We start from the raw sequence: 26,975 nt of genomic DNA on the forward strand, positions 1-26,975 counted from the left end.
GAGGACGCGACGGAGGAGCGGCCCGTAGGTGGCGGCGTGGGTGCGCAGCCTTAGCTGTCGTCGCCGGTGGGGTGGTAGGCGCAGGCGTCGTTGAGGTTTTGGGTGGGGGGCGGGGGGGCTGTCTTGCCGGGGGTGGCCGACTTGCTGGGCTTGGTGGGGGGTGTGGAGGTGGTGGGCTTGACCGGGGTGTCGGAGGGCTTGGATTCCAACGCCTTTTGGACGGTTTCGCGGAGGCCCTTGTAGTCGGGGTGGAGGTATTTGAGTTTCAGCTTCGACACGTCCAGGTAGACGTTCGAGACCGTCGCTGACTTGACCTTCAGGGCCAGTTGTACGAGGGCGGGCAGCAGTTCCTGGGGGATGTCCGTCCGGAGGAGGTGTTTGCCGGCTTTGGCGATGGCCTGGTATTTCGTGACCAAGGTCTTGGGGTCCGCCGCGTCGACGATGCCCTTGATGGCGCAGCGTTGGCGGATCTGGCGCTGGTCGTCGTCGGCGCCGTAGCGGCCGCGGGCGAACCAGAGGGCGTGGAAGCCGTCGAGGTGTTTGTTCGGGCCCGGTTCGATCCACTGGCCGGGTGGGATGTGAGCGCTGCTGATGCCGCCCATCGCGACGCGCTCGTTGACGTTCACGGTGATGCCGCCGAGAGCGTCGACGATCTCGTCGAAGCCTTGCAGGTTCACCTGCAGGTAGTAGTCGATCTTGAGCCCGGTGGCCTCGCCGACCGACTGCTTCACGACGTCGGCGCCCTGGTTGTCGGACGGGCCGAGGATGCCGGGGTGTGCGTCCGGGATGTTCTGGTACATCGCGGTCAGCATCCACTCCAACCGGCCTTCGAGGCTGAGCCCTTCCTTGCCGAAGCCGTCCGGGTAGAACTTGTGCAGCGGCGAGTCCTCCGGGAACGGCATGAAGGTGAGCTGCCGCGGCATCGAGATGAGCGCCGTGTCGCCGGTCTTGGTGTCGATGCTCGCCACGATCACGGTGTCGGTCCGTACGCCGATCCGGCCCTTGCCGTCGTCGCCGCCGAGCAGCAGCAGGTTCAGCCGGGGTTTGCCCTCCCACGGGTCCTTCACGTTGACCGTGCTCGGCCGGGTCGCGCTCTTGCTGTCCGCCTGGGACTGGAACACGTTCTGAACCAGCGACCGCTGAGCAAGGACATTCTGTACGCCGACCGCCGCCGGAGCCGCGATCGCAAAACAGAGCAGCCCGACCAGGACCGCTCCGACCGCCCGCCCGCCGGGACCACCTGTTGCCGGACGCAACAACCGGTGCGAGCCGACGATCACGATGATCCAGAGCAGCGCGAGCAGACCGATGCCGACGCTGGTGATCAGCAACCGGCTCGGCACCACGGCTGCCGCGAGCACCTCGTCGCGGCGCGTCAGGCCGACGTACACGCCGAGACCGAGCAGTCCCAGGCTGAGCGTGAGGACGAACGCGCCGAGTCGGCGCCGGCCGCCGATGATCAGGCCCACGCCTGGGAGCAGCGCGCTGAGCAGCGTCAGGCCGAGTGAACCGGGGACGGTCCGCGAGCGGGCGCGACCAGGCCGCCCGGGGCGACCTTTCGCCCGGGTCGCGCGTGATCGACTCCCCATAGCTCCCCTGTCAGCGCCCGATACCAGTGTGCGTCAAGTACCCAAGACACACACTTCTTCAGACGCCGCCGAGCCCCGATCGGTTTACTTCACCCACCGCTGGCGTACGCCGACGCCGAGTCACCGAAGGCCCCCTGCCCCCGCAGTTGCCGGAAGCCCACCTGCCCCGGACTCGCCCGGAAACCAATCGGCACCCCAGTCGTCGGAAACCCGCAGTACGGGGAGTCAGCGGAAGTCGACCTGGCCCGGAGGGATGCGGGGCTGCTGACGCGGGGCGAGTGCGGAGGGCTCGAGGGGGCGGAGCAGGCCGGCGGCGAACCATGCCTCGACCGACTTGGCTTCCTTCGGATTCGGCACGTACACCACCCGCGCCATCCAGTCGTCGGAGTTGTTCCGCCGCCACTCCAGGATCAGCCCGGGCCACGGACCCCGCTCGTGTGCTGTGGCAAGCACCCAGCAGTGCCGCCGCCGACTGTCCGGCGGCGGCTCCCGCGGATATCTCCTGTTGCTCCCCATGAGGCAAGGATCGCACATCAGTTCGATTGTTGGTCAAATTCGCTGACCGTGGCCCCGCCATCACACAAGCCCGTACTACGGGCGGGAGTCCGCGCCCCTCAGCACGGCCTCCCGCCCCCTCAGCGAGACAGCTTCCGGAAGCGCGTCGCCGCCAAGGGCAAGAACAGTGCGGTCAGCAGCAACGGCCCGATGACGGCCGCCCCGATGGCGTGGTCGCCGATCCACGAAGCCGGCGCCGTATCGGGATTCTCGAACAAGGACCGGGCCGCGGTAGCGGTGAGCGACAGCGGGTTCCACTGCGCGATCGCACCCAGCCAGGACGGCATCGTAGAGGTCGCCACGAAGGCGCTGGACAGAAAGCCGATCGGCCACACCAGCACCTGGACCATCGCGACGCTCTGCGCGTTCTTCACCACCAGCCCGATGAAGGTGCCGACCCACAGCAACGCGAACCGGAGCAACAGCAACAATCCGAAAGCAGCCAGCGCCGCCGCGAATGTGCCGTGCCAACGCCAACCCAGTACCAGCCCGGTGACCACCAGCACCGTGAGCGTCACGACCGAGTCGAGCAGGTCGGCGATACACCGACCGAGCACCACTGCGGTCGAACTGATCGGCAGTGAACGGAATCGGTCGGTGACGCCCTTCGCCGCGTCTTCGGTGATCGCGAGCATCGTCGACTCGAGTCCGAACAGCATGGCCAGCGCGAAGATGCCGGGCACCAGCAACTCGTAGTACGACTGGCCTTCGGGGCGTTCCATCGCGCCGCCGAGCAGGGCGCCGAACATCAGCAGCATCAGCACCGGGAAGAACCACTTGAAGATCACCGGGCCGGGCTGCATCCGCCAGTGCGTCAGGTCTCGCCGCGCGATCGTCCAGCCGTCGGCCAGGGCCCAGCCGAAACGGTTCGTCATGCCGCCACCTCCTCGGCCGTCAGGTGCAGGAAGACCTCGTCGAGCGTCGGCCGCCGCAAGGTGATGTCCTCCGGTTCGATCATTGCCTCTCGCAACGATGTGGCGACGTCCACCAACGTGCGGGTGCGATCCCGCACCGGGATGCTCACCCGCAGATCGTCGACCCGGAGCTCCCCGGCGGCCAGCGGTTCCACCAACGCCCGCACCCGTGGGACGTCAGCGGGGTCGAGCAGCACCACGTCGAGCCAGTCGGCACCCAAGGCCGCCTTCAACTCGTCCGGGGTGCCCTCGGCAACGACTTTGCCTGCCTTGAGCATCGAGATCCGGTCCGCCAAGCGATCCGCCTCCTCCAGGTACTGCGTGGTCAGCAACACCGTCGTCCCGCCGTCGACCAGGTCCCGGACCGCCGACCAGACCTCGATCCGCGCGGCCGGATCCAGCCCCGTCGTCGGCTCGTCGACGAACAACACCGGCGGTGCGACGATGAGGCTCGCGGCCAGATCGAGTCGCCGCCGCATACCGCCGGAGTACTTCGCGGCCGCCTGGTCCGCCGCTGCGGTCAGCGCGAACCGTTCGAGCAACTCGTCCGCCCGGCGTACCGCGGCCGGGCGGGACAAGTGGTTCAACCGACCGAACAGCACCAGGTTCTGCCGTCCGGTGATGATCTCGTCGACTGCCGCGTACTGGCCGACGAGGCCGATCCGCCGGCGAACCTCCCCGCCCTGGCGACGTACGTCGTACCCGGCGACCGTCGCCTCGCCGGAATCCGGCGCGAGCAGCGTCGACAGGATCCGTACGGCGGTGGTCTTGCCGGCCCCGTTCGGTCCGAGCAGGCCGACCACCGTGCCGGCCTGGACCTCCAGATCGAACCCGTTCAGCCCCGCTCCCTCGGTCCCGCCCACGTAGTTCTTGCGTACTTCGCTTGCCAAGATCACGCGTTCTGGCACTTCAACCCTTTGCACGACCATCCCCTCTGACGCTTGAGCCGTAGAGTGTACCGTACACCGTACGACTCCTAGACGATCAGCTCAACGACGACCGGCTAAGGTTTGTTCCCGTGCCTGGAAAAAAGACCGCCGCGGCTGATCCGGCGCGCAGCCTGGCCCTGCTCTGGGGCACCCACACCAAGCCCGGCCGCTCCGGACTGACGCTGCGGGCGATCATCGACACCGCCATCGAGCTGGCCGACGCGAACGGGCTGGAGGCGGTCTCGATGCGCCTCGTCGCCGAGCAGCTCAAGGCCGGGACGATGTCGCTCTACACGCACGTGCCGGGCAAGGGCGAGCTGACCGTGCTGATGTACGACGCGGTCTACGGCGACCTGTACGCCGATGCCGACGAGCCGGTGCGCCAACCGGGCGGCTGGCGTGGCGCGCTCGAGTTCGTTGCCCAGCGCAACTGGGAGGTGCTGATGCGGCACCCGTGGATCCATGAGGTGCCGGCCGTCCGCTCGGCCGTCGGGCCGAACGTCATCGCCAAGTACGAGACCGAACTGCGGCCACTGGACGGACTCGGGCTGAGCGATGTCGAGATGGACTCGACGCTCAACCTGCTCCTCACGCACGTGCAGGGCACCGCGCGTACTGCGGCCGAGCACCTCCGCACCCAGCGCGAGTCAGGAATGACCGACGCGGAGTGGTGGCTCGCGGCGGGCCCGGCCCTCGCGCACTACATGGGTGCCCTGGCAGACCGCTTTCCCGTTGCTGGGCGGGTCGGCTCCGCGACCGGCGAGCAACACCAGGCGGCGATCAACTCCGAACACGCCCTGAAGTTCGGCCTCGACCGCATCCTCGCCGGAGTTGCCTTGCTGATCGAGGAACGGAAGAGCTAGTTCAGACCGGGAGGTGGGCCCCGGTGAGTGAGTCGTTCTCGGCCAGGAAGCGGAGAACGGTGGCGATCCGGGTGGGTGGGGTCCAGGTGGTGGTGTTGGCGGTCGGCCGGGCCTGGCGGTTGGCGGGGGTGTCGATGGTGCCCGGGACGATCGCGTTGACGCGGATGTTGTCCTTGGCGTACTCGACGGCGAGCGCGTCCACGAAGGCGAGCACACCGGCCTTCGCGGTGATGTAGCCGGCGGCTCCGGCGAACGGCTTCAACGCGGAACCACTCGACGTACAGACGATCGCTCCCCCGCCGGCCGCGATCAGGTACGGGAGCGCGGCCTGCGTGATCAGGTACATCGGGCGGAGGTTCAACCGCAGTTGGTTTTCGAAGTCCTCGATCGGCGTCTCGTGCACCCTCGCGCCGGAAGCGAATCCGCCGACGAGGTTGAGCAGCGCCTTGACCGGTGCGTCCTGATCAGCAGCGGCAAGCTCAGCCACCTGCTGCGCACCCGCTGGATCGGACAGATCCGCAACGAGCGTCTGCAGCCGCTCGTGCTGCCCCAGCGAGGCCAGCGTCGCCTCACTGCGCCCCGGTACGACGACCCGCCAGCCGGCCGTCAGAAATTCCGCGGTCACCGCGGACCCGAGCCCACCAGTCCCGCCCGCCACGATCACAGTCCGACTCATGGCCGAAGGCTAGTCCGGGAGAGCCAGGGTGCGCCCGGCGGCTCGGGCGGATTCGATGCTGCGGGAGAGGGTGTCGCGAAGCGCGGCGGCCTCGTCGGCGAAGCCCTGGACGACGCTGGTGTCACCGGCCGGCTCCGTCCGGGCGAGGAGTTCGATGTAGCGATCACCGTCTTCCAAGGCCGCCTCAGCGCGGAGGGCCGCATCGGCGGAGCGGACCCGGTCGGCGTACCGCTCGAGTAGTTCGACCTTGCGTTTGATCGCGTCGGCCGAGCGGGTGAGCGCCCGGCGTTGCGGGCCGAGGACGGCTTCGAGCTCGGCCGTTGCCATCCCGCGGGCGATGTCGCGCTGGCGGGCGCGGAGTACGGATTGCTCGTGCAGGACCTGGCCGATGTCCCAGAGCTGCTCGGGCAGGACCAGCTCGTTCTGCATCTCGTCGAGCAGGCCGCGCTGCGTGACCGTTGCCCCGAGCACCGTTCGGACCGCGCGCTGGGCGCGGCCGAGCACCCGACCGGCTTCCTCGTCGAAGTCCTCGGGCAACAGGTACTTGCCGTGCTGCAGCCGGACGGCCTTGTGACCGCGGTCCTCGACGGCCGAACTGACGGCGACCCCAGCGGTCAGTACGACGGCGACGACAGCGAGCGCGAGCGCGGACCATGCGGCGACCGCGGTCGGCAGCGTGATGGCGAAGACGATGAGCCCGAGAATCCAGCCGCCGACACAGATCGCGAGCCAGACCAGCAGCGATCCGAAGGTCGCTCCCGGCGCGGTCGACCAGGAGGTCTCCCGCTTCGGTCGTGGCCGGCCGGCGGGGACGAACAGCTCCGGCTTGCGCTCGTACAGCCGGCGCACCTGCAGCGGTACGTCGGGCGCGAACACCGGCTCCAGCGCCATGCCACCTCCTCCGTCGAACACTCAGCGTAGCGGTGCAGCTGCGCCGAACCGCACAACACAAGTGTCCCGCGGTGGTCAGACGCCGAGCCTGACCGCGAGACCGTCGAGCACGAGTGTCAGACCGAACTCGAAGAGCTGGTCCAGGTCGAAGTCGAAGTCGAAACCGTCCGGGATCGCCAGCGCCCGGAACCCGGGGAGGTCCTCGGTCTGCACCAGGCCGCCGAGCAGGTTGGCCTGGTGCGCGGCCCACTCGTCGGCGGTCATGCCGGTGTCCTGCTCGGCCTGGACTTCGGGTTCGAGGTTGAGGGCGACGCCGCGCACGTAGCCGAAGACGGTGATCGCGGCGTACATGGCGGTGCTCGCGTCGAGGCCGAACCCGGCGACGGCACGCAGTACGGCGTCGGTGTGTGGCAGCAGCTTCGGGAGGACCTGCGGGCGGCCAATGGTGAGAGCACTCGGCAGCCAGAGGTGCTGCCGGTACGCCGACCATTGCAGGCGCGCGGTTTGCTCGACGGCATCGCGCCAGTTGCTGGGACGCCTTGCAGGAAAGGGGAAATCGCCGATCGCCGTGTCGACCATCTGGAGGATCAGAGCGTCCTTGCCGCCGACGTACCGGTAGAGGGCCATGGTCGAGACACCCAGCTCGGTCGCGATCCGGCGCATGGACAAAGCGGGCATCCCCTCCGCATCGGCGATCCCGATCGCCACCCGCACCACCAGCTCCCGACTCAACAACTCCTCCCCTGCCTCCACCCGCCCTTGTCCACCAGCGCCATTCGCGCCGGAAGCGCGCGAGGTGCCGGAGGGCGCTGCCCGAAGAGCGCCGCGATCGCCCGCAACACCGGCGACGAGGGAGGCGCCCCGATCGCCGGCCGCGCCGGAGGCGCGCGGAACGCCGGTGGCGCGGAGGGTGCTGCGGGGGGTGGGTGGGCGGCGTGGGGGTGGGCCGACGACGTTGCCTACGCCGGGGCGGGGATGGATGAGGCGTTCCTGCTGGAGCAGGGCGAGAACCTTTGTCGCGGTGGCCATCGCGATGCCGTGGTCGCGGATCAGGGCGCGGGTCGACGGGACCCGATCGCCCGGCTTGAGCTTGCCGGTTCGGATCAGGTCCCGGAGCTCCGCGGCGATCCGCTGGTACGGCGCGTCGTTCATCGACTTCCTCTCGCACTAGTGCACCTGGTGCACCCGGTCACGGTCTCCGGCTCCCCGCCCGCTGAACCGGGAGCGGCCCAGAAATTGGTGCACTAGGGCAGTCGCGGATTCCCAGGGGTAGAGCGGCGGAGCTGGTTAACGTCCTCGTATACACCGTACGTGCACTACCCCAACGAAAGGAAGTCGGATGTCGAAGAACGTATTGATCTCCGGGGCCGGGATCGCCGGACCAGCACTCGCCTACTGGCTGCAGCGGTACGGGTTCCGCCCGACCGTCGTCGAGGTCGCCGCCACACCTCGCCCCGGCGGCCAGACCGTCGACATCCGCGGTATCGCCCGCGAGGTCGTCACCCGGATGGGGCTGATGCCGGCGATCGAGGCAAAGCTGATGCACGAGCGCGGGATGGAGTACGTGCGGGCCTCCGGCCGTCGGTCCGCCGCGATGCCGGTCGACCTGCTCGACGGCGCCGGCCCGGTCGCCGAACTCGAGATCCTCCGCGGCGACCTCGCCCAGATCCTGCTCGACGCGACCGCAGGCAACGTGGAGTACCTGTACGGCGACTCGGTCACCGCGCTGACCGAGGACGACCGCGGTGTCGTGGTCACCTTCCGGGAAGGCGGCGAGCGCCGGTTCGACCTGGTCGTCGGGGCCGACGGCGTGCACTCGCGGGTGCGCTCGATCGCATTCGGGCCGGAGTCGGAGTACGTCCGTCATCTCGGTGGGTACGGCGCCTTCTTCACCGTCGAGACCCCCGAGCCACTGGACGGGTGGATGAAGATCTACTCCGCCCCGGGCGGTCGCTGGGTCGGGCTGCGGCCGGACCACGACCCGCGCCAGGCGAAGGCGCTGCTCAACTTCCGCTCCGCCACGATCAGCTACGACCGGCGGAACGTGCAGGAGCAGAAGGCGCTGCTGGCGAAGACGTTCGGTGGGCTCGGCTGGCACACGGCGAACATCCTCGAGCAACTGCCCGACGCGGACGACTTCTACTTCGACACGACCAGCCAGGTCGTCGTACCGGAGTGGTCGCGCGGTCGCGTAGTACTGATCGGTGACGCGGGCTACTGCGGTTCGCCACTGGCAGGACACGGTACTGCGCTGTCACTGGTGGGCGCCTACTGCTTGGCGAGCGAACTGGCCATTGCCGAGGGCAACCACCTGCGCGCGTACCCGGCGTACCAGGCCCGGATGCAGGCGTATGTCGACCAGCGGATGGAACTGCCGCCGGGTGGGATCAAGATGGCGATGCCGATGACGAGCGCCGGCATCATGCTCCGCAACACCGCCACCCGGTTGATGACCTCGCGTCCGTTCCGCCCGCTACTGGCCAAGGCGGCCGCGGGCAGTCCGGACGAGATCTCGCTGACGTCGTACGACGCGCTGTCGGGCGCCGCTGGTCCCGGCCGGATCGCCGCGGTCGAGCCGGCGTTGCGGCCGGAGTGACTACTCCGGCCAGGCGGAGTTCAGGATGGTGTCGACGAAGTTGATCGGCTGGAAGCCGGGGACGAAGCGGGCCAGGACGTCGGCCTTGACGTTGCCGAAGGTGGTCGCGGGGCGGTGCTCGATGCCGTGCGTGAAGGCTTCGAGGATGCGGTTCTTGAAGTCGGGTCGTGGGTGCGCGGCGACGATCTCGGCACGCGCTGCCGCCGGGATGCGGTCGAGGGCGATGCCGAGTACGTCGGCCTCGACGCCGGCGGTGACGAGCGCGATCTCGGGGCGCAGGTGGTGCGGGATCTCCGGCGTCGTGTGCAGGGCGATCGCGGTCCAGACGAGTTCGGCGTCCGCTTCGTTGATGCCACGGTCGCGGAGGAAGGTGGCGGCTGCGTCGGCACCGTCGAGTTCGAAGCGCTGCATCGAATCGCGGTAGGCGCTGGTGAGGCCGAGGTCGTGGAACATCGCGCCGACGTACAGGAGTTCGGGGTCGTACTTCAGCTCCCGGCCCTGCAACGAGCCGAACAGGAACACCCGGCGCGAGTGGTGGTAGATCAGGTCGTCGGTGAGATCGCGGACCAGTTCGGTCGCCTCGGTGGCGAGCTTGCTGTCCGGGATCTCGATGTCGGCAATGCGGTTCACAGGTCCTCCTCGAGGGTGAGTTTCCAGCCTCACCGAGGCGAGAGCCCCTCAGGGCCCGCGAACCGGACGCGAACCCCACAGATCCGGACACGCGGCGACACGCAGTACCGGAGGGGGTGGGTCAGTCGAGGGGGGAGATCCAGTCGGGGTTGCGGCCCAGGAGGGCGAGGAGGGTGGCCAGGTCGGAGGCGTCGCCGGGGACCTTGACGCTGCGTTCGAAGGCGGCTCCGGGTCCGCGGGTGGAGTCGGTGTCCGGGATGCGGCGGGCCAGCGTGAGCGCGATCTCGACCATGTCGGCGGGCGGGTCGTACGCGATGTCGATCGCCCGGGCCAGGTCCCACGCGTGCACCACGCAGTCGAGTTGCCGGAACGTCAGCGCCACCCGGCGCGGGAACGTGCCGAACTCGCGGACCTCCATCGGCCGGTCCAGCGCTCCCCCGTCGGCGAACGCCTCGGCGACCCGCACGTTCGACCGCCGGTACGCGCCGGCCGGGTTGTCACCGAGCCGCCCACCGGTCCAGGTCTGCACGGGCGCCGACCCGTCGGTGGCAGCGGCGGCGAAGCCCTCGTTCTCGCTGACGATGTGCCGCAGCAGACCGCGAACCGTCCAGTCCGGGCACGGCGTCGGGAACCAGAGTTGCTCCGGCCGCACCTGCATGACCACTTCGCCGAGTAATGCGCCGGCCCGCCGATCCAGATCCCGGATGTCCATCCGCGCTCCTCCACGTCGTCGCCCTGCCCTCGCCGAGCATAGGCCCGCCACTCCCCACCCGCCCGCGTTGCGGCGTGGATCGCCTCAGGCACAGGGGATAACCCGCACGCCGGTACGACGAGGTTGCCGCGCGTACCGCAGTACGGTCAGGCAGTGAGCGACCGCGAGTCGTGCGAACATGCAGCTATGGGCTTTCAGATCGCCAACGAGCCGGCCGCCGACCAGGTTCTCGACGAATATCCGTTCGCTGTGCTGATGGGCATGATGCTGGATCAGCAGTACGGGATGGAGCATGCGTTCCGGGGTGGGTGGAAGGTGCTGAGCCGGTTCGGCACGCTCGATCCGGCCGCTATCGCCGCTGCTGAGCCGGAGGCGTTCAAGGAGTTGTGCAGCCGGCCGCCGGCGATCCACCGGTTCCCCGGGTCGATGTCGGCCCGGCTGCAGGAGCTCGCCGCGCTGGTCGAGTCGAAGTACGACGGCGACGTGACGCGGCTGTGGACCGAGCCGACGACCGGCAAGGAACTCCTCAACCGGGTCCAGGAACTCCCCGGCTTCGGCAAGCAGAAGGCCCAGATCTTCGTCGCCCTGCTCGCCAAGCAACTCGGCATCCGCCCCGACGGCTGGGAAGCAGCCGCCGGCGACTACGCCCTCGACGGCTACCGCTCGGTGGCCGACGTCGTAGACGCCACCTCCCTGTCCAAGGTCCGCGAATACAAACAGCAGAAGAAGGCGGCCGCCAAAGCCGCAACTGCCAAGTAGCCCGTACGACGGCCCGTCACCAGGCCACTGGGCCGGCGTCGTCGAAGAATCCGCCGGTGGGTCCGTTGTCGGGCAGGGTCGCGAGGTGAATCGCGATGGCCGCGCCCTGTTGAGGGGTGCGGACGCCGCGGAAGCCGTTGAGGTCGGTGGCGGTGAAACCCGGGCAGCCGGAGTTGATCAGGATGCCGGTGTCGCGCAGTTCTTTGGCGTATTGGATGGTGACGGCGTTGAGGAAGGTCTTCGACGCCAGGTAGGCGGCGGGTACCGGGCCCATGTCGACGCCGGGTGTGGTTTGCAGGGTGAGCGAGCCGACGCTGCTGGACAGATTGACGATGCGCGGTGCTGTCGAGGCACGCAGCATGGGCAGCATCGCGTTGGTGACCCGGATGACTCCGATCACGTTGGTTTCCACGACGTCTCTCACGATCGCGGGATCGACCGTGCTGGGTACCTGTGGCATCTGTCCGGTGATCGCAGCGTTGTTGACCAGGACGTCGAGCCCTCCGAAGCGATCGGCGATCAGCTCGGCCGCCGCGGTCACACTCGCGTCGTCGGTCACGTCGAGCGGCACACCGAACGCGTCGATGCCGGCCGCGCGCAGCTTCTCGACCGCGGTGTCGCGGCGTTGCCGATCCCTCGCTCCCACGCCGACCTGCCAGCCGAGGTCGCCCAGGCCTGCGGCGATCTCGTATCCGATTCCTTTGTTCGCGCCGGTCACCAGCGCGATCCTCCGTTGACTCATACCGTCGATCTTGGGGCGGGCTCCGGTGAGCCGTCCAAGACCGGTCGGGTGGCCGGCGATACCGCACCGGTATCGGTCCTGGTCAGCGCGGATACGATGCGCTGGTGGAGACGCGGGAGTTGCGGTATTTCGTCGCCGTCGCCGAGGAGCTGCATTTCGGGCGGGCGGCAGAACGGCTCGCGATGGCGCAACCACCACTGTCGCGGGCGATTCAGCAACTGGAACGGCGGCTCGGTCTCCTTCTCTTTCACCGCACTGCTCGCGGGATCACTTTGACCGATGCCGGGTCGGTGCTGCTGCTGGAGGCCCGGACCGTGCTCGACGCGGTCGAAGCCGCCGAGCGCCGCACTCGCCGCGCCGCCGACCGACCTGGTGTGGTGCTGGCCGCCAAGGCCGGAGCATCCAGCGAACTGTTGTCGAAGCTGCTGGACGCCTATGCCGCCGAACCGGGCGCTGTCGCGGTCGACGTGATGCTGTGCGGGCCCGGCGAGACGGAAGGCCTGCTCCGAACCGGGCGTGCCGACGTTGCTCTGCTCCACCGGCCCTACGACACGACGGCCGGCTTCGACACCGAGGACCTCTACAGCGAAGGGCAAGTCGTGGTGCTGCCGGCGGGACACGCCCTCGCCAACCGGCCCCAGCTGTCGATGGCTGAGGTCTCCGCCTTGACGGATCCGCCCCTGCCGCGCTGGCCTCGGCGAGATGGCAGTTATTCCGACGGCGTCGGTCCGCAGGTTCGCGACCATACCCAGTTGACCCAGCTGATCACGCTCGGACGGGCCTGCGCAGTCATGCCGGAGTCGCTCGGAGCACAGCTACGCGTCGATCATGCCGTCGTGCCGGTGCCGGACGCACCGGCCGTCACGACCGTCATCGCCTGGCAACCACTCACCAGAACCAAAGCCGTCGCTGACCTCGTCCGTACCGCGACCCGCCTGTAGCCGCTCCGTCACTTGTTCGTCAGAGGGTGGCAGCTAGGCGGGTGGCTTGGTTGATGGCTCGTTTGGCGTCTAGTTCGACTGCTAAGTCGGCGCCGCCGATGAGGTGGACGGGCGTGGTGAGGGTGGCGGCGAGGTCGCGGACGGGTTCTTGGCCGGCGCAGATGACGACGGTGTCGACGGCGAGAGTGCGTGGGTTCTCGTGGTTGGGGCCGAAGGTGATGTGCAGGCCGTCGTCGTCGATGCGTTCGTAGTTGACGCCACGGAGTTGCTCGACCTGCTTGTTCTTCAGGGCTGCGCGGTGCACCCAGCCGGTCGTCTTGCCAAGGCCGGCGCCGATCTTCCCGGGCTTGCGCTGCAGCAGGTAGACCTTGCGCGGCGACGCCTCAGGTCGCGGCGTGGTGAGAGCGCCGGGCGCGAGGGTCGGATCCGTGACACCCCACTCGGCCTTCCACGCCGCCAAGTCCAGCGTCGGCGACTCGGTGGTCGTCAAGAACTCGCTCACATCCACGCCGATCCCACCTGCACCGACCACGGCGACCGACGTACCAACGGGGCATCCATGCCGTACGACGTCGACGTACGAGAGCACCTTCTCGTGCTCGATGCCCGGGATGTCCGGCACGCGCGGGACGACCCCGGTTGCCAGCACGACCTCGTCGAACCCGTTGAGATCCTCGGCCGTCGCTCGATGGCCGAGGTGGAGCTTCACCCCGGTCAGGTCGAGTCGTCGCCGGTAGTACCGGATCGTCTCCGCGAACTCCTCCTTGCCGGGGATCTTCTGCGCGATCCCGAACTGCCCGCCGATCTCGTCATCGGCCTCGAACAACTCGACCTGATGCCCCCGCTCGGCCGCGGTCACCGCAGCGGCGAGTCCGGCAGGCCCCGCGCCCACCACAGCGATCTTCTTTGTACGCCGGGTCGGCAGCAGCACCAGTTCGGTCTCGTGCGCCGCACGCGGGTTCACCATGCAACTGGCGGTCTTCTTCGCGAACACGTGGTCCAGGCAGGCCTGATTGCAGGCGATGCACACGTTGATCTCGTCGGCCCGGTCGGTGGTTGCCTTGAGCACCCATTCCGGGTCGGCCAGGAACGGCCTGGCCATGCTGATCAGGTCGGCGTCACCGCGCGCCAGCACCTCTTCGCCGACCTGCGGCAGGTTGATCCGGTTCGAGGTGACCACCGGAATGTTCACGTGCGGGCGGAACGAGGCCGTCACCGAAGTGAACGCCGCTCGCGGTACCGAGGTGACGATCGTCGGCACCCGGGCCTCGTGCCAGCCGATGCCGGTGTTGATGATCGAGGCACCGGCCGCTTCGACCTCCTTGCCCAGCGCAACGACTTCTTCCCAGCTCTGGCCGCCTTCGACCAGGTCGGCCATCGACAACCGGTAGATGATCAGGAAGTCCGGGCCGACCCGCTCGCGGATCCCCCGGACGATCTCGACCGCCAGCCGGCGCCGGTTCTCCGGGCTACCGCCCCAGCGGTCCGCGCGCTTGTTGGTCCGTTCGGCGAGGAACTGATTGATGAAGTAGCCCTCGGAGCCCATCACCTCGACCCCGTCGTACCCGCCTTCGCGCGCCAGCGCCGCACACTCGACGTACGCGGCGAGCTGGCGGCGTACGCCTCGGTCTGACAGCGCTCGCGGCTTGAACGGGTTGATCGGCGCCTTCAAGGCCGAGGCGGAGACGCTGAACGGGTGGTACGCATACCGCCCGGCGTGCAGGATCTGCAACGCGATCAGGCCACCTTCGGCATGCACGGCATCGGTGACGATCCGGTGTTTGCGAGCCTGGCCGCGACTGGTCAGCTTGGAGCCGAAGGGCGTGAGCCACCCGGTCCGGTTCGGCGCGTAGCCACCGGTCACCATCAGGCCGACGCCGCCCCGCGCCCGCTCGGCGAAGTACGCGGCGAGTTTGGGCAGGTCCTTGGCCCGGTCCTCGAGGCCGGTGTGCATCGAGCCCATGATCACCCGGTTCTTGAGGGTGACGTGGCCGAGGTCGAGGGGGGCCAGCAGGTTGGGGTACGCACTCATGACTGCTCCGATCGCAGTGCCTCGATGACCTCGTCACACCAGGCCAGGAACGATTCTTCGGCCCGGATGCCGCCGCGGAGTACCAGGTACTGATGGAGTTCGCGGCCGCTGAGCTTGGCCGGTTTGGGGAAGTCGCGACGCTGGATGCCGCGGTAGACCTCCAGGAGGGCGGCGTGCTCACCACGGTGGCGCACGACTTCCCGCAGTACGGCGGCTGTGTCTCCGAGCGACGCGCCTCGGATCTTCACCGCGAGGCCGTCGCGGAGGACGGCGGGGTCGACCGGTTCGGCCAGCCAGCGGGCCAGTTCGTCGCGGCCGGTCGCGGAGACCTGGTAGACCTTCTTGTCCGGGCGGCCTTCCTGCGCGACCTCGGTGTGGGTGACCCAGCCGGCCTCGTCCATGCGGCGCAGCACCCGGTAGATCTGCTGGTGGGTGGCAGGCCAGAAGAAGCCGATCGACCGGTCGAACCGGTGCGCCAGCTCGTACCCCGACCCGGCCCGCTCGGTCAGCGACACCAGGATCGCGTGCTCCAACGCCATACCGGCTAATCTAGCTATGCAACTCGTTGCACTGCACCTGATTGCAAGGTGAATCACAGTGAAGGGTTGGGATCGCCTGGGATAATGGTTGCAGACGCCAGCTATTGCGGATCGGAGCGGTATGGACCAGCAGGCCCACCCGACCAGGACGACGTTGCCCGGGATCGGCACCCGGTACGACCTGACCACCGAAGGCGGCAAGCACGTCTCGGTGGTGGTGCACACCGACGGCCGGCGGTTCCTCGGCTTCCACGATCCCGAGGACGACGACAACTGCCGCGACTCGGTGCCGCTGCATCCCGGCGAGGCCGCCGCGCTCAGCCAGTTGCTCCTGCCCAGCCCGACCGACGCGCTGCCGGCCGCGATCGAGATCGACCTGGTCACCGAGCAGATCCAGCTCACCGCCAGATCGCCGTACGCCGGTCGTACGCTCGGCGACACCCAGGCGCGCAGCCGGACCGGGGCCTCGATCGTGGCGGTACTCCGCCGGACGGGCGCGATCCCGTCGCCGACGCCGGACTTCCGCTTCGCGACCGGCGACACCCTCGTCGTCGTCGGCACCCGCGAAGGCGTCGACGCGGTCTCCGACCTGATCTCGGGTAGCTGAGCGGATGCACGAGACGACCTCGTTGCTGATCGAGCTCGGCGCGGTACTGCTTGCGCTTGGCATTCTCGGGCGGATCGCCGGGCGGGTCGGGTTCTCGCCGATTCCGCTGTATCTGCTGGCCGGACTCGCGTTCGGGCACGGCGGCCTGCTGCCGTTGGATGCCAGTGAGGAGTTCGTTGCCACCGGCGCCGAAATCGGCGTGATCCTGCTGCTGTTGCTGCTCGGACTCGAGTACACCGCAGCGGATCTGGTCGGCACGCTGAAGACGCAGTACCTGTCCGGCATCGTCGACTTCTTGCTGAACGCTCTGCCCGGAGCCGCGATCGCGTTGCTGCTCGGAATGGGTCCAGTGGCAGCCGTCGCGCTCGCCGGTGTCACCTGGATCTCATCGTCGGGCGTGATCGCGAAGGTGGTCGGCGATCTCGGCCGGCTGGGCAACCGCGAAACTCCAGTGGTGCTGGGGATTCTCGTCCTCGAAGACCTGTCGATGGCGGTCTACCTGCCGATCCTGACGGCATTGCTGGCCGGTGTCGGTTTCGCCGGTGGAAGCATCACGCTGCTGATCTCGCTGGGCACGGTGAGCATCGTGTTGTTCGTGGCACTGCGGTACGGACGGCTGATCAGCCGCGCGGTGTCCTCGGACAATCCCGAGATGCTGCTGCTCGTCGTACTCGGTCTGACGCTGCTCGTGGCGGGGATCGCCGCACGACTGCAGGTGTCGGCTGCGGTCGGTGCGTTCCTGGTCGGCATCGCGTTGTCCGGCGAGGTCGCGAAGGGTGCGCGCAATCTGCTGAGCCCGTTGCGCGATCTCTTCGCGGCGGTGTTCTTCGTGTTCTTCGGCTTGAGCACGGATCCGGCCGACATCCCGCCGGTCCTCGGGATCGCGTTGGCGCTCGCCGTGTTCACGGCCCTGACGAAGATCGCCACCGGTTGGTACGCCGCTCGCAAGGCCGGCGTGAAACCGGCGGGTCGCTGGCGCGCTGGTGGGACGTTGGTGGCGCGCGGCGAGTTCTCCATCGTGATCGCGGGCCTCGCGGTCGGTGTCGAACCACGACTCGGCCCGCTCGCAACGGCGTACGTGCTGATCCTGGTCATCCTCGGCCCGATCACCGCCCGCTACACCGAACCCGCCGTCCGCAAACTCAAGTCCTTCCGCACCCCACCTGCCGATCCCCCAGCCGCAGAACGTCTCGATGCCCCTGCAAACACCACCACTTAGTTCGGGTGGTTGGCGCGGCGGTTGGTGGTGGCGAGGGCCACCGCTTCGGTGATGCGGGAGTGGCGGGTTTCGGGGCGCTTGGCGCCGGCGATCCAGCTGAGGATGCGGATCCGGGACGAAGACGGGAAGGCCGCGAAATGGCCTGCGGCGACCGGGTTGCGGTCGAGTTCGGCCTGCAGGTCGGCGGGGACGATGCCGGCCTGAGCCTCCGCCAGGCAGTCCCAGGCGCCACTCTTCTTGGCGTGGTCGACCAGCTCCTGCCCGGGCGGCATCATCAGCCCAGCCGCGGTGAGCTTCTCGATCCGGTCCCGGTTGATGCAGCTCCAGGTGCTGCGCGGGTTGTGCCGGGTGAACTGCTGGTACCGGCTGTGCGCATCCCGCTTGATCGCCTTCGCGTCGATCCATCCGAAGCAGAGCGCCTGCTCGACCAGTTCGGGCATCTCGAAGTTCGCCCGGCCGCTGGTCTTGTTGTGGATGACGAGCCAGACCGTGCGCTCCGCGTCGGCGTTGGCGGTCAGCCACTCGCGCCAGTCGGCGACGGTCGCCAGTTCGGTTGCTGATTCATCGGTGACTACCTGCGCGGTTTGTGTGCTCATACCAAGAGCATGCGCCGGATAAGTGCTCACCGAATGAGCGCTTATCTCGAGCGATTCAGAAGAGTACGTCGGCGCGCTCGTGGTCGAGCAGGTGCTGCTTGCGATCGAGGCCGCCGCCGTACCCGGTCAGGCTGCCGTTCGAGCCGACCACCCGGTGGCACGGGACGATGATGCTGATCGGGTTCTTCCCGTTCGCGAGGCCGACGGCACGGGATGCACCCGGCACCAGACCGAGGGACGCGGCCAGTTCGCCGTACGTCGTGATCTCGCCGTACGGGATCTCTTGCAGCGCCGCCCAGACCCGCTGCTGGAACGGAGTGCCGTTCATCCGGAGCGGTACGTCGAAGGTGGTCCGGCCATCCTCGAAGTACTCGCGCAACTGCTCAGCGACGGCCGGCAGTACTGCGTCGTCGCGCGCACCGAACGTCTCCAGCTCCGGCCGATGGCGATGCTGCTCCATGTAGACGCCGGTCAGTTCGCCGTCCGCCGACGAGACCAGCGTCAGCAACCCGACCGGGCTGTCGATCACCGCATAACTCACGACCGGCTCTCCCATTGCTCCCGGGTGATCCGGTAGAGGACGTGGCGTTCGAGTCGATGGCCGGGCTCGAGCCGCGGGTGATCGAAATCGTCGGCTTCGTCGTGGGTCATCCCGATCCGCTGCATCACCCGTTGCGACGGCAGGTTGGTGGTCGCGGTGAACGACACGATCTCGTCGAGGCCGGCCGGACCGAATCCGTACGCCAGCGAGGCCAGCGCCGCCTCGGTCGCATAGCCGTTGCCCCAGGCCCCCTTCGACAACCGCCAGCCGACCTCGACCGCCGGAGTGAAGTGCGCGTCGAAGCTCGGCACCGACAGTCCGGTGAAGCCGATGAACTCGCCGGTCTCCCGGACTTCCAGCGCCCACAGCCCGAAGCCGCGCCGGTCCAGGTCGGCCCGGACGCGGTCGATGAGGCCGTCACTGGCCTCCCGCGTCATCGGCGCCGGGAAGTGCTCCATCACGGCGGGATCGGCGTTCAGCGCGGCGAACGGTTCGTAGTCGCTGTCCTTCCACTGGCGCAACAACAGACGGTCGGTGGTCAGCTCGCTCATGTCACTCCGGAATCTTGTTGATGGCATGGTCTCCGGTCGCCCACAGATACTGGACGGCGTACGCGCGCCAAGGTCGCCAGACCCGCGCATGCTCGATCAGTGCTTTCGGTGCCTCCGGCAACCCTAGCTCGCGGGCGGCATAACGGATGCCCAGATCGCTTGCCACAAAGGCGTCCGGGTCGCCGAGCGCGCGCATCGCGATCGACTCGACGGTCCATGGGCCGATGCCGGGCAGCGCCGCCAACTGCTCGCGCGCCTTATCCCAGTCGCTACCGGCACCGAGGTCGATCTCACCAGCGGCCAGCGTGGCGATCAGAGTCGTGAGCGTCGTACGCCGCGATTTCGGGAACGCCAGGGTCTCCGGATCGAGCCCGGCCAGCGCGTCCATCCGCGGGAACAAGTGGGTCAATCCGCCGGCTGGATCCTCGATCGGATCGCCGTACGCCTGCACCAACCGGCTCGCATGAGTCCGCGCGGCAGCAGTCGACACTTGCTGCCCGAGGACGGCTCGTACTGCGAACTCGGGCCCGTCCACCGTCCTCGGCACCCGCCGCCCGGGCGCCTTGTCGATCAAGGGTGCGAGCACCGGGTCGGTGCGTAGTTGCTCGTCGACAGCGATCGGGTCCGCGTCCAGGTCGAGCATCCGGCGGCACCGGCTGATCGCGATCGCGAGATCACGCTGATCGGTGAGCCACAGCTGGCAGGCGATGTGGTCGGGCATCGGCTTCAGCGCGACCACGCCATGCCCGTGTGGCAAGCGCAGCGTGCGCCGGTACGCACCGTCGCGCCACTCCTCCACGCCGGGGACGCCGGTCGCCACGAGATGGCCGAACAGGTTGTCCGGCGTCAGCGGCGCACGGAACGGCAGGCGCAGTGAGATCGTGCCGGGCGTGCTCGGATTCGTGCCCTTCTTCGCGCGACTGCGCAGCTCGCTCGGTGACAGAGCGAAGACTTCCTGCACAGTCTCGTTGAACGTCCGGACGCTCGAAAAGCCCGCAGCGAAAGCGACATCGGCCATCTGCAGCGGGCTGGTCTCGATCAGCAGTCGCGCGGTCTGCGCACGCTGAGCGCGAGCCAGCGCCAGCGGACCGGCGCCCAACTCCGCCTGGAGCTGTCGCTGCACCTGGCGAACGCTGTAGCCGAGTTGCGCGGCCAAACCCGGTACGCCGTCGCGGTCGACCACACCGTCACCGATCAACCGCATCGCCCGCGCGACCAGGTCGGCGCGATCGTTCCACTCCGGGGAACCGGGACTCGCATCCGGCCGGCATCGCTTGCAAGCGCGGAAGCCGGCCTGCTGTGCGGCCGCGGCGCTGGGGTAGAACTGCATGTTCTCGACCTTCGGCGGGACCACCGGACAACTCGGCCGGCAGTAGATCTTCGTCGTCAGCACCGCCGTGAAGAACCACCCGTCGAAGCGGGCGTCCTTGGACTGGACGGCCCGCACACACCGCTCGCGACATTCGTGCACCACCCCAGCATCCCTGCTGCCACCGACAGTCTCTAGCGGTTTTACGCCATCGACCTGGCACCGGGCAGCCGGCGGCCCGGTGGCGGAAAAGCGACGTCAGGATCCGGGGTCGTTTTTCCGCCAGCGGTGGCCGGGGTCAGGACGTGGAATGGAACGGCGGAAAGTCCGTAGTACAAGACGAAAGTGGTAGTGATGACGATGACTGAACTGACGGGCAAGCTGGCTCTGGTGACGGGCGGGAGCCGCGGGATCGGCGCGGCCGCAGCGGTTGCTCTGGCGGAGCGTGGGGCCGATGTCGCGATCACGTACCGGAGTTCGCCGGAGGACGCGGCCCAGGTGGTCAAGCGGATCGAGGCGGCCGGGCGGCGTGGGTTCGCGATCGAGGCCGATGCTGCGGATGCCGAAGCGGTCAAGGGTGCGGTCACGCAGGCCGCCGACGGACTGGGCGGCCTCGACATCCTCGTCAACAACGCGGGCGTCGGGGCGATCGGGATGATCACCGACTTCGCGGTCGAGGATGTCGATCGCGTGCTGGCGGTCAACGTGCGCGGGGCGTACGTCGCGGCGCAGGCGGCCGCGTCGGTGCTGTCGGCCGGCGGCCGGATGATCCACATCGGCAGTTGCGCGGCTGCTCGCGTGACCAGCCCGGGGATGACGCTGTACGCGATGAGCAAGTCGGCCCTGATCGGCCTGAGCAAAGGCCTGGCGCGCGAACTCGGCCACCGCAACATCACCTCGAACGTCATCCAGCCCGGCCCGATCGACACCTCGATGAACCCCGCCGACGGCCCCTTCGCCGAAGCCCAGCGATCCTTCCTCGCCCTCGACCGCTTCGGTACGGCCGAAGAGGTCGCCACCGCAATCACCTACCTCGCCGGCCCCGCCGCCGCCTACGTCACCGGCACCGAACTGACCCTCGACGGCGGCCACACGGCCTGACCCGCCCTCCCTCCACCCCGGTACTACGGGTCGCCGGTCGGAACCTGTGCGCCGCCTCAGCCGGTGACTCGTAGTACGGAGGTGTCGGTGGGGGTGGTTAGTTTGGGGGGATGAGGTTTTCGGTGACGTTCGGGGCGGTGGGGGTGGGGCGGGATCCGCGCGGACTGGCGGAGTTGGCGCGGATGGCTGAGGACTGTGGCTGGGGATGGGGTGTTTCTGGAGGATTACCTCGTCTACCAAGGGGATTCGTCGCAGCCGACGTACGATCCGTGGATCTGTCTCGCCGCGATGGCGACCGCGACCTCGACGGTGCGGCTCGGTACGACGGTGACGCCGGTGCCCCGTCGTCGCCCATGGCAACTGGCCGCCGAGGCGGTCGCCCTCGATCACCTTTCGGGCGGCCGGCTCATCCTCGGCGTCGGGATCGGCGACCCGGGCGATCCGTTCATGAAGGGCGAGGGCGAGCCGCGCATCCTCGCGGAAAAACTGGACGAAGCGCTGGAGATCATCGACGCGCTGTGGACCGGCGAACCGGTGACCTTCAACGGCAAGCACTACACGCTCGCCAACGCCCAACTGACAGCCCGTCCGATCCAGCGCCCCCGCATCCCGATCTGGGTGGGCGGGAATCTGCTGATCCCTTCCGTACGACGCCGCATCGCCCGCTGGGACGGCAGCACGGCATACAAGGGCACCCCCGACGCTCCCCAGCAAATCACCCCTGAAGACGTCCGTGCGCTCCTCGCCAACGCCCCGACGCGCACCTTTGACGTCAAGGTCAGCGGGGGCGACCCCACCGCCTTCGCGGACTCCGGCGCCACCTGGTGGGGCCGCTGGATCCCCCCGGGTTCTCTCGCGGAAGCCCACGAAATCCTGCGGGCCGGTCCTCCGCAACTCACCTGACCGCACTTCGGCAAGCCAACCGCGCTTCGAGGACCCGATCGCCCTTCGAGGAGTCGGCCGTACCTCGGAGAGCCGGATCGCCCTTCGGGGAGTCGGCCGCACCTCGGAGAGCCGGATCGCCCTTCGAGGAGTCTGCGTGGGTGGGCCGTTGACAGGGAAGGGGGTTGAGAGTGAGACTGCGGGGAGTTTTAACGTTCAAAAGGGCGTCTCGCCGGAGTGGAGGGGGTCGTCGTGGCTACGCTGAAGCAGGTTGCCGCTCATGCGGAGGTCTCGGTTCAGACCGTGTCGAACGCCCTGAACGCTCCGCACCGGCTTCGGCCCGACACCCTCCAGCGGGTCACCAAGTCGATCGAGCTGCTCAACTACCGGCCCAATCGTAACGCTCGCAGTCTCCGCACCAGCGCGGTCGAACTCATCGGGTACTGCGTACCGAGCTGGCCGCACGGTCAGGCGCACCTGGTGATGGACCAGTTCCTGCACTCCCTCTGCGGCGCGGCCGAAGCCACCGCGCGGCACATCCTGCTCTTCACCGCCCCGGTCGGCGTCGAAGGCATGCCGGTGTACGAAGACCTGCACGCGCGACGACTGGTGGACGGTTTCGTGCTCTCGCAGACCGAGACGCACGATCCACGGCACGGCTGGTTGCGGGAGCAGCGGATCCCTTTTGTGTCGTTCGGCCGGGTCTGGGGTGAGACCACGCAGCCAGGCCCGTTCGTCGATGTCGACGGAGCCGTCGGCTGCGCGACCGCCGTACGGCATCTGCACGAGACCGGTCGGCGGCGGATCGGTTTCCTCAGCTGGCCGAAGACGTCGGGTCTCGCCGAGGACCGGTTGAGCGGCTGGCGTAACGCCTGTCAGGAACTCGGCCTGCCGACCAAGAGCCTCGCGGTCCGCTGCGCCGAAGACACCATCGAAGAAGGTGCGCGGGCGACCGCCGAACTGCTCGACTCAGGTCAGGGCGTCGACGGGATTGTTGCCATCAGCGACATTCTCGCCCTCGGCGCGCTCCGCGAACTCGGCGCTCGCGGGTTGACCACCGGAGTCGACGTCGGCGTCACCGGCTTCGACGATTCGCCGCTCGCGTCTGTCGTGTCGCCCGGGCTGACCAGCATCCGCCAGCCGATGGACGAGATCGCCGCCGAGCTGATCGCCATCCTCACCGAGAAGCAGAGCAATTCCGAAGTACCGGACGAGTCCACTCAGCAGCCCAGCTCGACCGAGCGGCTGCTGCAACCGGAACTAGTCATCAGGGGCAGCTCAGCCCCGGGCTGATGCGGTGCACGACGCACCGCGAGAAGGAGGAACCGTCATGACCCGCCCTGTCGGACGAACCAAATCCATCGCCGGCCCAGCCGGCCTGCTCGCGACAGTGCTCGCCCTCGGCGCCGCCGCCCTCCCCTCCCCCGCCACCGCAGGCCCACCTGGCACACCCGGTACTTCGGGGTCGCCCGCCGCCAGCGCCGGGTCGCGTCCCACATCGGGCACCGCCGGTACGACGGGGTCGCCTACCGTCGGCGTACCGGGCAACGCCCGTCATGCGGCGTCCGTAGGACAAGGGCCCAGCGAGTTGTCGGAGACTCGGCGGCTTGCGGATCGGCGGTCGTTGGTTGTCGGGGATCGGGCCTATGCGATGGGCGATGAGACCGGCCTGTATCCCGCGACCGGCTGGCACACCCGCGGCGAGATGGGCGGGATCTGGACGCCGCCGCTGAAGTTGCTCGACGGGCTGTGGTTCGGCCTGGACGGCAGTTGGCTCGGCAAGGATGTCGCCGCCGCGAAGTACACGAGCGGCCAGGGCTACCAGCGGATCGACTATCCCGGCGACGTCACCGTCCGGCGTACCGACTTCGTCCCCGACGGTATCCGCGCCACGATCGTCGGACTGACGCTGAAGGCAACCAAAGCGAAGACGGTGACCCTCGACGTCGACGCCCACTCCGAACTGATGCCGACCTACCCATGGGGCGGCACCACGCCGAACGCGGCCCAGACGAACCTCCCCGACACGGGCTCGTACGCCGACGGCACCCTGCGGTTCCGCGATCAGGGCACGCCGCCCGTCGCCAACGCCGCGCCGCACAACTACGCCGCGTTGGTCGGATCGTCCCTGCGTCCGACCAGCCACGCACTCGGCGCGAATCACCGCGGCCCGCAGGACCCGGCCGTGATCTGCCCGGCGGACGGTGACGCGCCCAAGCACTGCGACGACACCGCGTTCGGCAAGGGCACCGGCGGACGGCTCACCTACCGTCTCGACCTCGAGCCCGGCAGGACCACCACGGTGTGGTTCGCGGTCGCCGGTTCGGACGACGGACCGGGTGCCGCACGCCACGAATACCGCAAGGCGATCAGCAATCCGAGCAAGTTGCTGAAGGCAAAGATTGCCAGCCGCAACCGCATCGACGCGATGTCGTCAGTCGACCTACCTGGTGACCGTCTACTGCAACAGAGTGTCGAGTGGAGCAAACAGAACCTCGCCGACTCGGTCCAGGAAGCGCACCACCTGCAGATCCGCGACGTCAACGAAGGCAAGTCGTACCCAGCTCCCTCCGGAACGGTCGACGTCGCCCGCTGGTTCGGCGCCGGCTTCCCGGACTACCCTTGGCTCTTCGCAACGGACGGTGAGTACACCTCGTACGCCGCTGTCGCGGCCGGCCAGTTCGACACGGTGAAGGCTCACCTGCGCGCGCTGCGGGACGTCAGCGACATCCTCAACAACCGCAGCGGCAAGGTCGCGCACGAGGTCACCCCGACCGGCGACGTGTACTTCGGCTCCAACACCAGCGCGGGAAACACCGACGAGACAGTGAAGTTCCCGAGCATCGTCGCGCTGTTGTGGCGCTGGACCGGCGACAACCGGTTCCGCGACCAGATGTACGACTTCAGCGTGCGGAACCTGAAGTACGTGTACCGCGAACTGGATGCCGACCACGACGGCTGGCCGGAGGGCCTGGCCAATGTCGAGCGCAGCGGGATGGGTTCGGAGAAGCTGGACAGCACGGTGTACCTCGCGCGCGGGCTGCGTGATCTCGCGGACCTGGCCGGCTCCAAGCACGATCGGGCGACCCAGCGGTGGGCGACCACGAAGGCGGACGACTTGCAGCGGCGGTTCGAGCAACAGTGGTGGGTCGCGCAGGCCTTCGGGTACGCCGACTCGATCGACGACCCGGCAAACCCTGCGAACGACAACACCCCGATCTTCCAGCGGCACTGGACCGGCGTCACGCCGATGGAGGCCGAGGTCGGCAACGCTCCGCTGGCCTCGCCGGAGCACGCGAAGATCGCGCTCGACCAGCGCGAGAAGCCTTGCTACACAGGTGAATTCGGCCTGTTCCACACCGGTACCGGACCGACGGCCGATCCGGCCGGCAACCCAGGACCCTCCTGCGACCAGGTGGTCTCCGCGGTGAAGAGCGAGCGCAGCATCTTCTCGCTGAACACATCGATCATGGCAGTTGCCGAGGGCAACTTCGGCCGTCTGGGCCCGAAGCAGCAGCAGGTCTACACCACCGGCAACGCGCGGATCCAGCTCGATCCGGACGTCTGGGAGACGCCCGGCGGGATGCCGGAGATCGCGCCGTCACCCGACTCGCCGGCGAACATCGACCGCGCGTTCACGGATCGTTCGATGACGATGCAGGCGTGGGGCACGTACGGCATCCTCTGGCCGGTTGTGCACCAGCAGCTCGGCGTCGACCCCGACCTGGGCCACGGCAAGGTGTCGATCGTCCCGCAGATCCCCGGCGGCCAGCAGAAGGTAGCCGGTAGCAACATCCGGCTCGGCCACGGATCGGTCGATGTCAGCTCGCGCCTTGCAAACAAGGTGATTCTGACCGATGTGACGACGCACCGCCTCCGCGCCGCCGTGACGATCGGCGCTGTTCTGCCGACCGGAGCGAAGGTTGCTTCCGTCTCGGTGGACGGGCGGAGCACGCAGTACAAGTTGGTGCAGACGACACGTGGTACCGAGGTGCAGCTGGCAGCCCACGGATCGCATTCCGCGGTGCGGATCACGTTGCGCTGAATCTTGGTGACCCGGCGGCCGGCGTACAGAAGTCTCGTACGCCGGCCGCTCGGCTGTGCGCTCGGACGGGGACCCGGAGAAAAGCAAGGCCCCTCCGAGTATGAGTCGGAGGGGCCTTACACAGAGCTGAAGGAAGGTGACGTCTCCAGCTTCCCGGACGGGTCCGTCGGGTCCGGCAGACCCCGTCACCGGTCTACCTCGGTGGGGATCCCCACCGCTAGGGTCCTCGGTTTCCGTCCGACCCACCGCTCCCGAGAGAACGGCGTGTCGACATTTCTACCTTTCGCATCGGAACGGCACAAGCCCTTCTGATCAAGACTTTCCGGCAATTCGCGACCTCGCGCGTGTCGTCCACAGCGTGTGCCCGACCGTCCACAGAAACGACCCGACTTATACACACCCCCTGTGCATAACCCCCGCCGACACCGACACCGGGTGACCGTGAGCAACCTTCGCCGGACGCGCGAAGTACGGGTCATTCCCAGCGGAAGAGCTTGGCTGCCAGCGTGACGCAAGCCGCGGTCACGGCAACCAGCGCGATCAGATGAGCGGCGCCGGGCCAGTGACCGGACCAGGCGTCCTGCATGTACATCCTTCTCCCGGTAGCCGACCAGGATCATCGGTAGGTTGCCATTCCGAGAATGCCGATTCCGATACCGATTGGCCATCGTCGGCAGGAAGCTCGTCGCGCCCGGCGAGGGTGAGGAATGCATCGTCCAGCGTGGCCTGCTCGGTGTGCAGGTCCACCGGTGCGAG

At 68.4% G+C, this 26,975-nt stretch carries 26 protein-coding genes; 10 read left to right on the forward strand and 16 right to left on the reverse strand.

The window, feature by feature from the left end:
- Positions 1-50 precede the first annotated feature (50 nt).
- From DIZ26_RS17525 to DIZ26_RS17540, 4 genes are all read right to left on the reverse strand, one after another.
- Positions 51-1,589, reverse strand: coding sequence for an LCP family protein (locus DIZ26_RS17525; protein WP_112242599.1), 1,539 nt, complete (start codon positions 1,587-1,589; stop codon positions 51-53).
- Positions 1,590-1,814: 225 nt separating this feature from the next.
- Complete coding sequence (locus DIZ26_RS17530) at positions 1,815-2,105, reverse strand: hypothetical protein (protein ID WP_157979749.1); 291 nt, start codon at positions 2,103-2,105, stop codon at positions 1,815-1,817.
- A 119-nt stretch (positions 2,106-2,224) separates the two neighbouring features.
- Positions 2,225-3,019, reverse strand: coding sequence for an ABC transporter permease (locus tag DIZ26_RS17535; RefSeq protein WP_112242603.1), 795 nt, complete (start codon positions 3,017-3,019; stop codon positions 2,225-2,227).
- A complete protein-coding gene (locus DIZ26_RS17540; RefSeq protein WP_112242605.1) occupies positions 3,016-3,987 on the reverse strand; it encodes an ATP-binding cassette domain-containing protein in 972 nt (323 codons plus the stop codon). Before DIZ26_RS17540 ends, DIZ26_RS17535 begins: the two co-directional genes overlap by 4 nt.
- 89 nt (positions 3,988-4,076) lie before the next feature.
- Here DIZ26_RS17540 and DIZ26_RS17545 point away from each other — a divergent pair, with 89 nt between their 5' ends.
- Positions 4,077-4,850 (forward strand): TetR/AcrR family transcriptional regulator, encoded by a 774-nt coding sequence (locus tag DIZ26_RS17545; protein WP_112242607.1) that lies wholly within the window; start codon positions 4,077-4,079, stop codon positions 4,848-4,850.
- Between the two features lies 1 nt (position 4,851).
- Here DIZ26_RS17545 and DIZ26_RS17550 read toward each other — a convergent pair whose 3' ends face one another.
- The 3 genes from DIZ26_RS17550 to DIZ26_RS17560 all read right to left on the reverse strand — a co-directional run bounded on the left by DIZ26_RS17550 (position 4,852) and on the right by DIZ26_RS17560 (position 7,569).
- Positions 4,852-5,526: an SDR family NAD(P)-dependent oxidoreductase gene (locus tag DIZ26_RS17550; RefSeq protein ID WP_112242609.1), complete on the reverse strand. Its 675-nt coding sequence runs from the start codon at positions 5,524-5,526 to the stop codon at positions 4,852-4,854.
- A 9-nt stretch (positions 5,527-5,535) separates the two neighbouring features.
- Entirely contained in the window at positions 5,536-6,417 is an 882-nt protein-coding gene (locus tag DIZ26_RS17555; RefSeq protein WP_112242611.1) for a hypothetical protein, read from the reverse strand.
- A 75-nt stretch (positions 6,418-6,492) separates the two neighbouring features.
- A complete protein-coding gene (locus tag DIZ26_RS17560) occupies positions 6,493-7,569 on the reverse strand; it encodes a TetR/AcrR family transcriptional regulator C-terminal domain-containing protein (protein ID WP_112242613.1) in 1,077 nt (358 codons plus the stop codon).
- Positions 7,570-7,756: 187 nt separating this feature from the next.
- Here DIZ26_RS17560 and DIZ26_RS17565 point away from each other — a divergent pair, with 187 nt between their 5' ends.
- Complete coding sequence (locus DIZ26_RS17565) at positions 7,757-9,013, forward strand: FAD-dependent monooxygenase (protein ID WP_112242615.1); 1,257 nt, start codon at positions 7,757-7,759, stop codon at positions 9,011-9,013.
- Here DIZ26_RS17565 and DIZ26_RS17570 read toward each other — a convergent pair whose 3' ends face one another.
- Both DIZ26_RS17570 and DIZ26_RS17575 read right to left on the reverse strand, forming a co-directional pair.
- Positions 9,014-9,643, reverse strand: a complete 630-nt coding sequence (locus DIZ26_RS17570; RefSeq protein WP_112242617.1) for an HD domain-containing protein — start codon at positions 9,641-9,643, stop codon at positions 9,014-9,016.
- A gap of 121 nt (positions 9,644-9,764) precedes the next feature.
- Positions 9,765-10,355 (reverse strand): TIGR03086 family metal-binding protein, encoded by a 591-nt coding sequence (locus DIZ26_RS17575; RefSeq protein WP_112242619.1) that lies wholly within the window; start codon positions 10,353-10,355, stop codon positions 9,765-9,767.
- A 186-nt stretch (positions 10,356-10,541) separates the two neighbouring features.
- Here DIZ26_RS17575 and DIZ26_RS17580 point away from each other — a divergent pair, with 186 nt between their 5' ends.
- On the forward strand, positions 10,542-11,114 hold the full coding sequence (locus DIZ26_RS17580; RefSeq protein WP_112242621.1) for an HhH-GPD-type base excision DNA repair protein: 573 nt from the start codon (positions 10,542-10,544) through the stop codon (positions 11,112-11,114).
- Positions 11,115-11,130: 16 nt separating this feature from the next.
- Here the strand turns inward: DIZ26_RS17580 and DIZ26_RS17585 are convergent, their stop codons facing one another.
- The gene (locus DIZ26_RS17585) at positions 11,131-11,856 is read right to left on the reverse strand and encodes an SDR family oxidoreductase (RefSeq protein WP_112242623.1); all 726 of its coding nucleotides are present in this window, start codon (positions 11,854-11,856) and stop codon (positions 11,131-11,133) included.
- Positions 11,857-11,960: 104 nt separating this feature from the next.
- On the opposite strand from DIZ26_RS17585, the gene DIZ26_RS17590 reads away from it, so the two are divergent.
- The gene (locus DIZ26_RS17590; RefSeq protein WP_112242625.1) at positions 11,961-12,797 is read left to right on the forward strand and encodes a LysR family transcriptional regulator; all 837 of its coding nucleotides are present in this window, start codon (positions 11,961-11,963) and stop codon (positions 12,795-12,797) included.
- 19 nt (positions 12,798-12,816) lie between these two features.
- Here DIZ26_RS17590 and DIZ26_RS17595 read toward each other — a convergent pair whose 3' ends face one another.
- Positions 12,817-14,829, reverse strand: a complete 2,013-nt coding sequence (locus DIZ26_RS17595) for an NADPH-dependent 2,4-dienoyl-CoA reductase (RefSeq protein WP_112242627.1) — start codon at positions 14,827-14,829, stop codon at positions 12,817-12,819.
- The gene (locus DIZ26_RS17600; protein ID WP_112242629.1) at positions 14,826-15,368 is read right to left on the reverse strand and encodes a PadR family transcriptional regulator; all 543 of its coding nucleotides are present in this window, start codon (positions 15,366-15,368) and stop codon (positions 14,826-14,828) included. The genes DIZ26_RS17595 and DIZ26_RS17600 overlap by 4 nt, the downstream gene beginning before the upstream one ends.
- A gap of 121 nt (positions 15,369-15,489) precedes the next feature.
- On the opposite strand from DIZ26_RS17600, the gene DIZ26_RS17605 reads away from it, so the two are divergent.
- Positions 15,490-15,975 (forward strand): cation:proton antiporter regulatory subunit, encoded by a 486-nt coding sequence (locus DIZ26_RS17605; protein ID WP_112242631.1) that lies wholly within the window; start codon positions 15,490-15,492, stop codon positions 15,973-15,975.
- 4 nt (positions 15,976-15,979) lie between these two features.
- Positions 15,980-17,194 carry a cation:proton antiporter gene (locus tag DIZ26_RS17610; RefSeq protein ID WP_112242633.1) on the forward strand — a complete coding sequence of 405 codons (1,215 nt, stop codon included), beginning with the start codon at positions 15,980-15,982 and terminating at the stop codon, positions 17,192-17,194.
- Here the strand turns inward: DIZ26_RS17610 and DIZ26_RS17615 are convergent.
- The 4 genes from DIZ26_RS17615 to DIZ26_RS17630 are packed head-to-tail and all read right to left on the reverse strand — an operon-like array spanning position 17,191 to position 20,356.
- Positions 17,191-17,790, reverse strand: coding sequence for a YdeI/OmpD-associated family protein (locus DIZ26_RS17615; RefSeq protein ID WP_112242635.1), 600 nt, complete (start codon positions 17,788-17,790; stop codon positions 17,191-17,193). The genes DIZ26_RS17610 and DIZ26_RS17615 overlap by 4 nt on opposite strands.
- Before the next feature lie 55 nt (positions 17,791-17,845).
- Positions 17,846-18,331, reverse strand: a complete 486-nt coding sequence (locus tag DIZ26_RS17620; RefSeq protein WP_269815391.1) for a methylated-DNA--[protein]-cysteine S-methyltransferase — start codon at positions 18,329-18,331, stop codon at positions 17,846-17,848.
- On the reverse strand, positions 18,328-18,882 hold the full coding sequence (locus tag DIZ26_RS17625) for a GNAT family N-acetyltransferase (RefSeq protein WP_112242639.1): 555 nt from the start codon (positions 18,880-18,882) through the stop codon (positions 18,328-18,330). Before DIZ26_RS17625 ends, DIZ26_RS17620 begins: the two co-directional genes overlap by 4 nt.
- A 1-nt stretch (position 18,883) precedes the next feature.
- Positions 18,884-20,356, reverse strand: a complete 1,473-nt coding sequence (locus DIZ26_RS17630; protein WP_269815392.1) for an AlkA N-terminal domain-containing protein — start codon at positions 20,354-20,356, stop codon at positions 18,884-18,886.
- 189 nt (positions 20,357-20,545) lie between these two features.
- Here DIZ26_RS17630 and DIZ26_RS17635 point away from each other — a divergent pair, with 189 nt between their 5' ends.
- From DIZ26_RS17635 to DIZ26_RS17650, 4 genes are all read left to right on the forward strand, one after another.
- The gene (locus tag DIZ26_RS17635) at positions 20,546-21,292 is read left to right on the forward strand and encodes an SDR family oxidoreductase (RefSeq protein ID WP_232828415.1); all 747 of its coding nucleotides are present in this window, start codon (positions 20,546-20,548) and stop codon (positions 21,290-21,292) included.
- 210 nt (positions 21,293-21,502) lie between these two features.
- Positions 21,503-22,195: an LLM class flavin-dependent oxidoreductase gene (locus tag DIZ26_RS17640; protein ID WP_232828416.1), complete on the forward strand. Its 693-nt coding sequence runs from the start codon at positions 21,503-21,505 to the stop codon at positions 22,193-22,195.
- A 231-nt stretch (positions 22,196-22,426) separates the two neighbouring features.
- Positions 22,427-23,467, forward strand: a complete 1,041-nt coding sequence (locus tag DIZ26_RS17645) for a LacI family DNA-binding transcriptional regulator (RefSeq protein ID WP_112243387.1) — start codon at positions 22,427-22,429, stop codon at positions 23,465-23,467.
- Between the two features lie 37 nt (positions 23,468-23,504).
- Positions 23,505-26,219: a glucosidase family protein gene (locus DIZ26_RS17650; RefSeq protein WP_232828417.1), complete on the forward strand. Its 2,715-nt coding sequence runs from the start codon at positions 23,505-23,507 to the stop codon at positions 26,217-26,219.
- Positions 26,220-26,975: the final 756 nt, after the last annotated feature.

This window comes from Kribbella monticola (genome assembly GCF_003261635.1).
GTDB lineage: Bacteria > Actinomycetota > Actinomycetes > Propionibacteriales > Kribbellaceae > Kribbella > Kribbella monticola.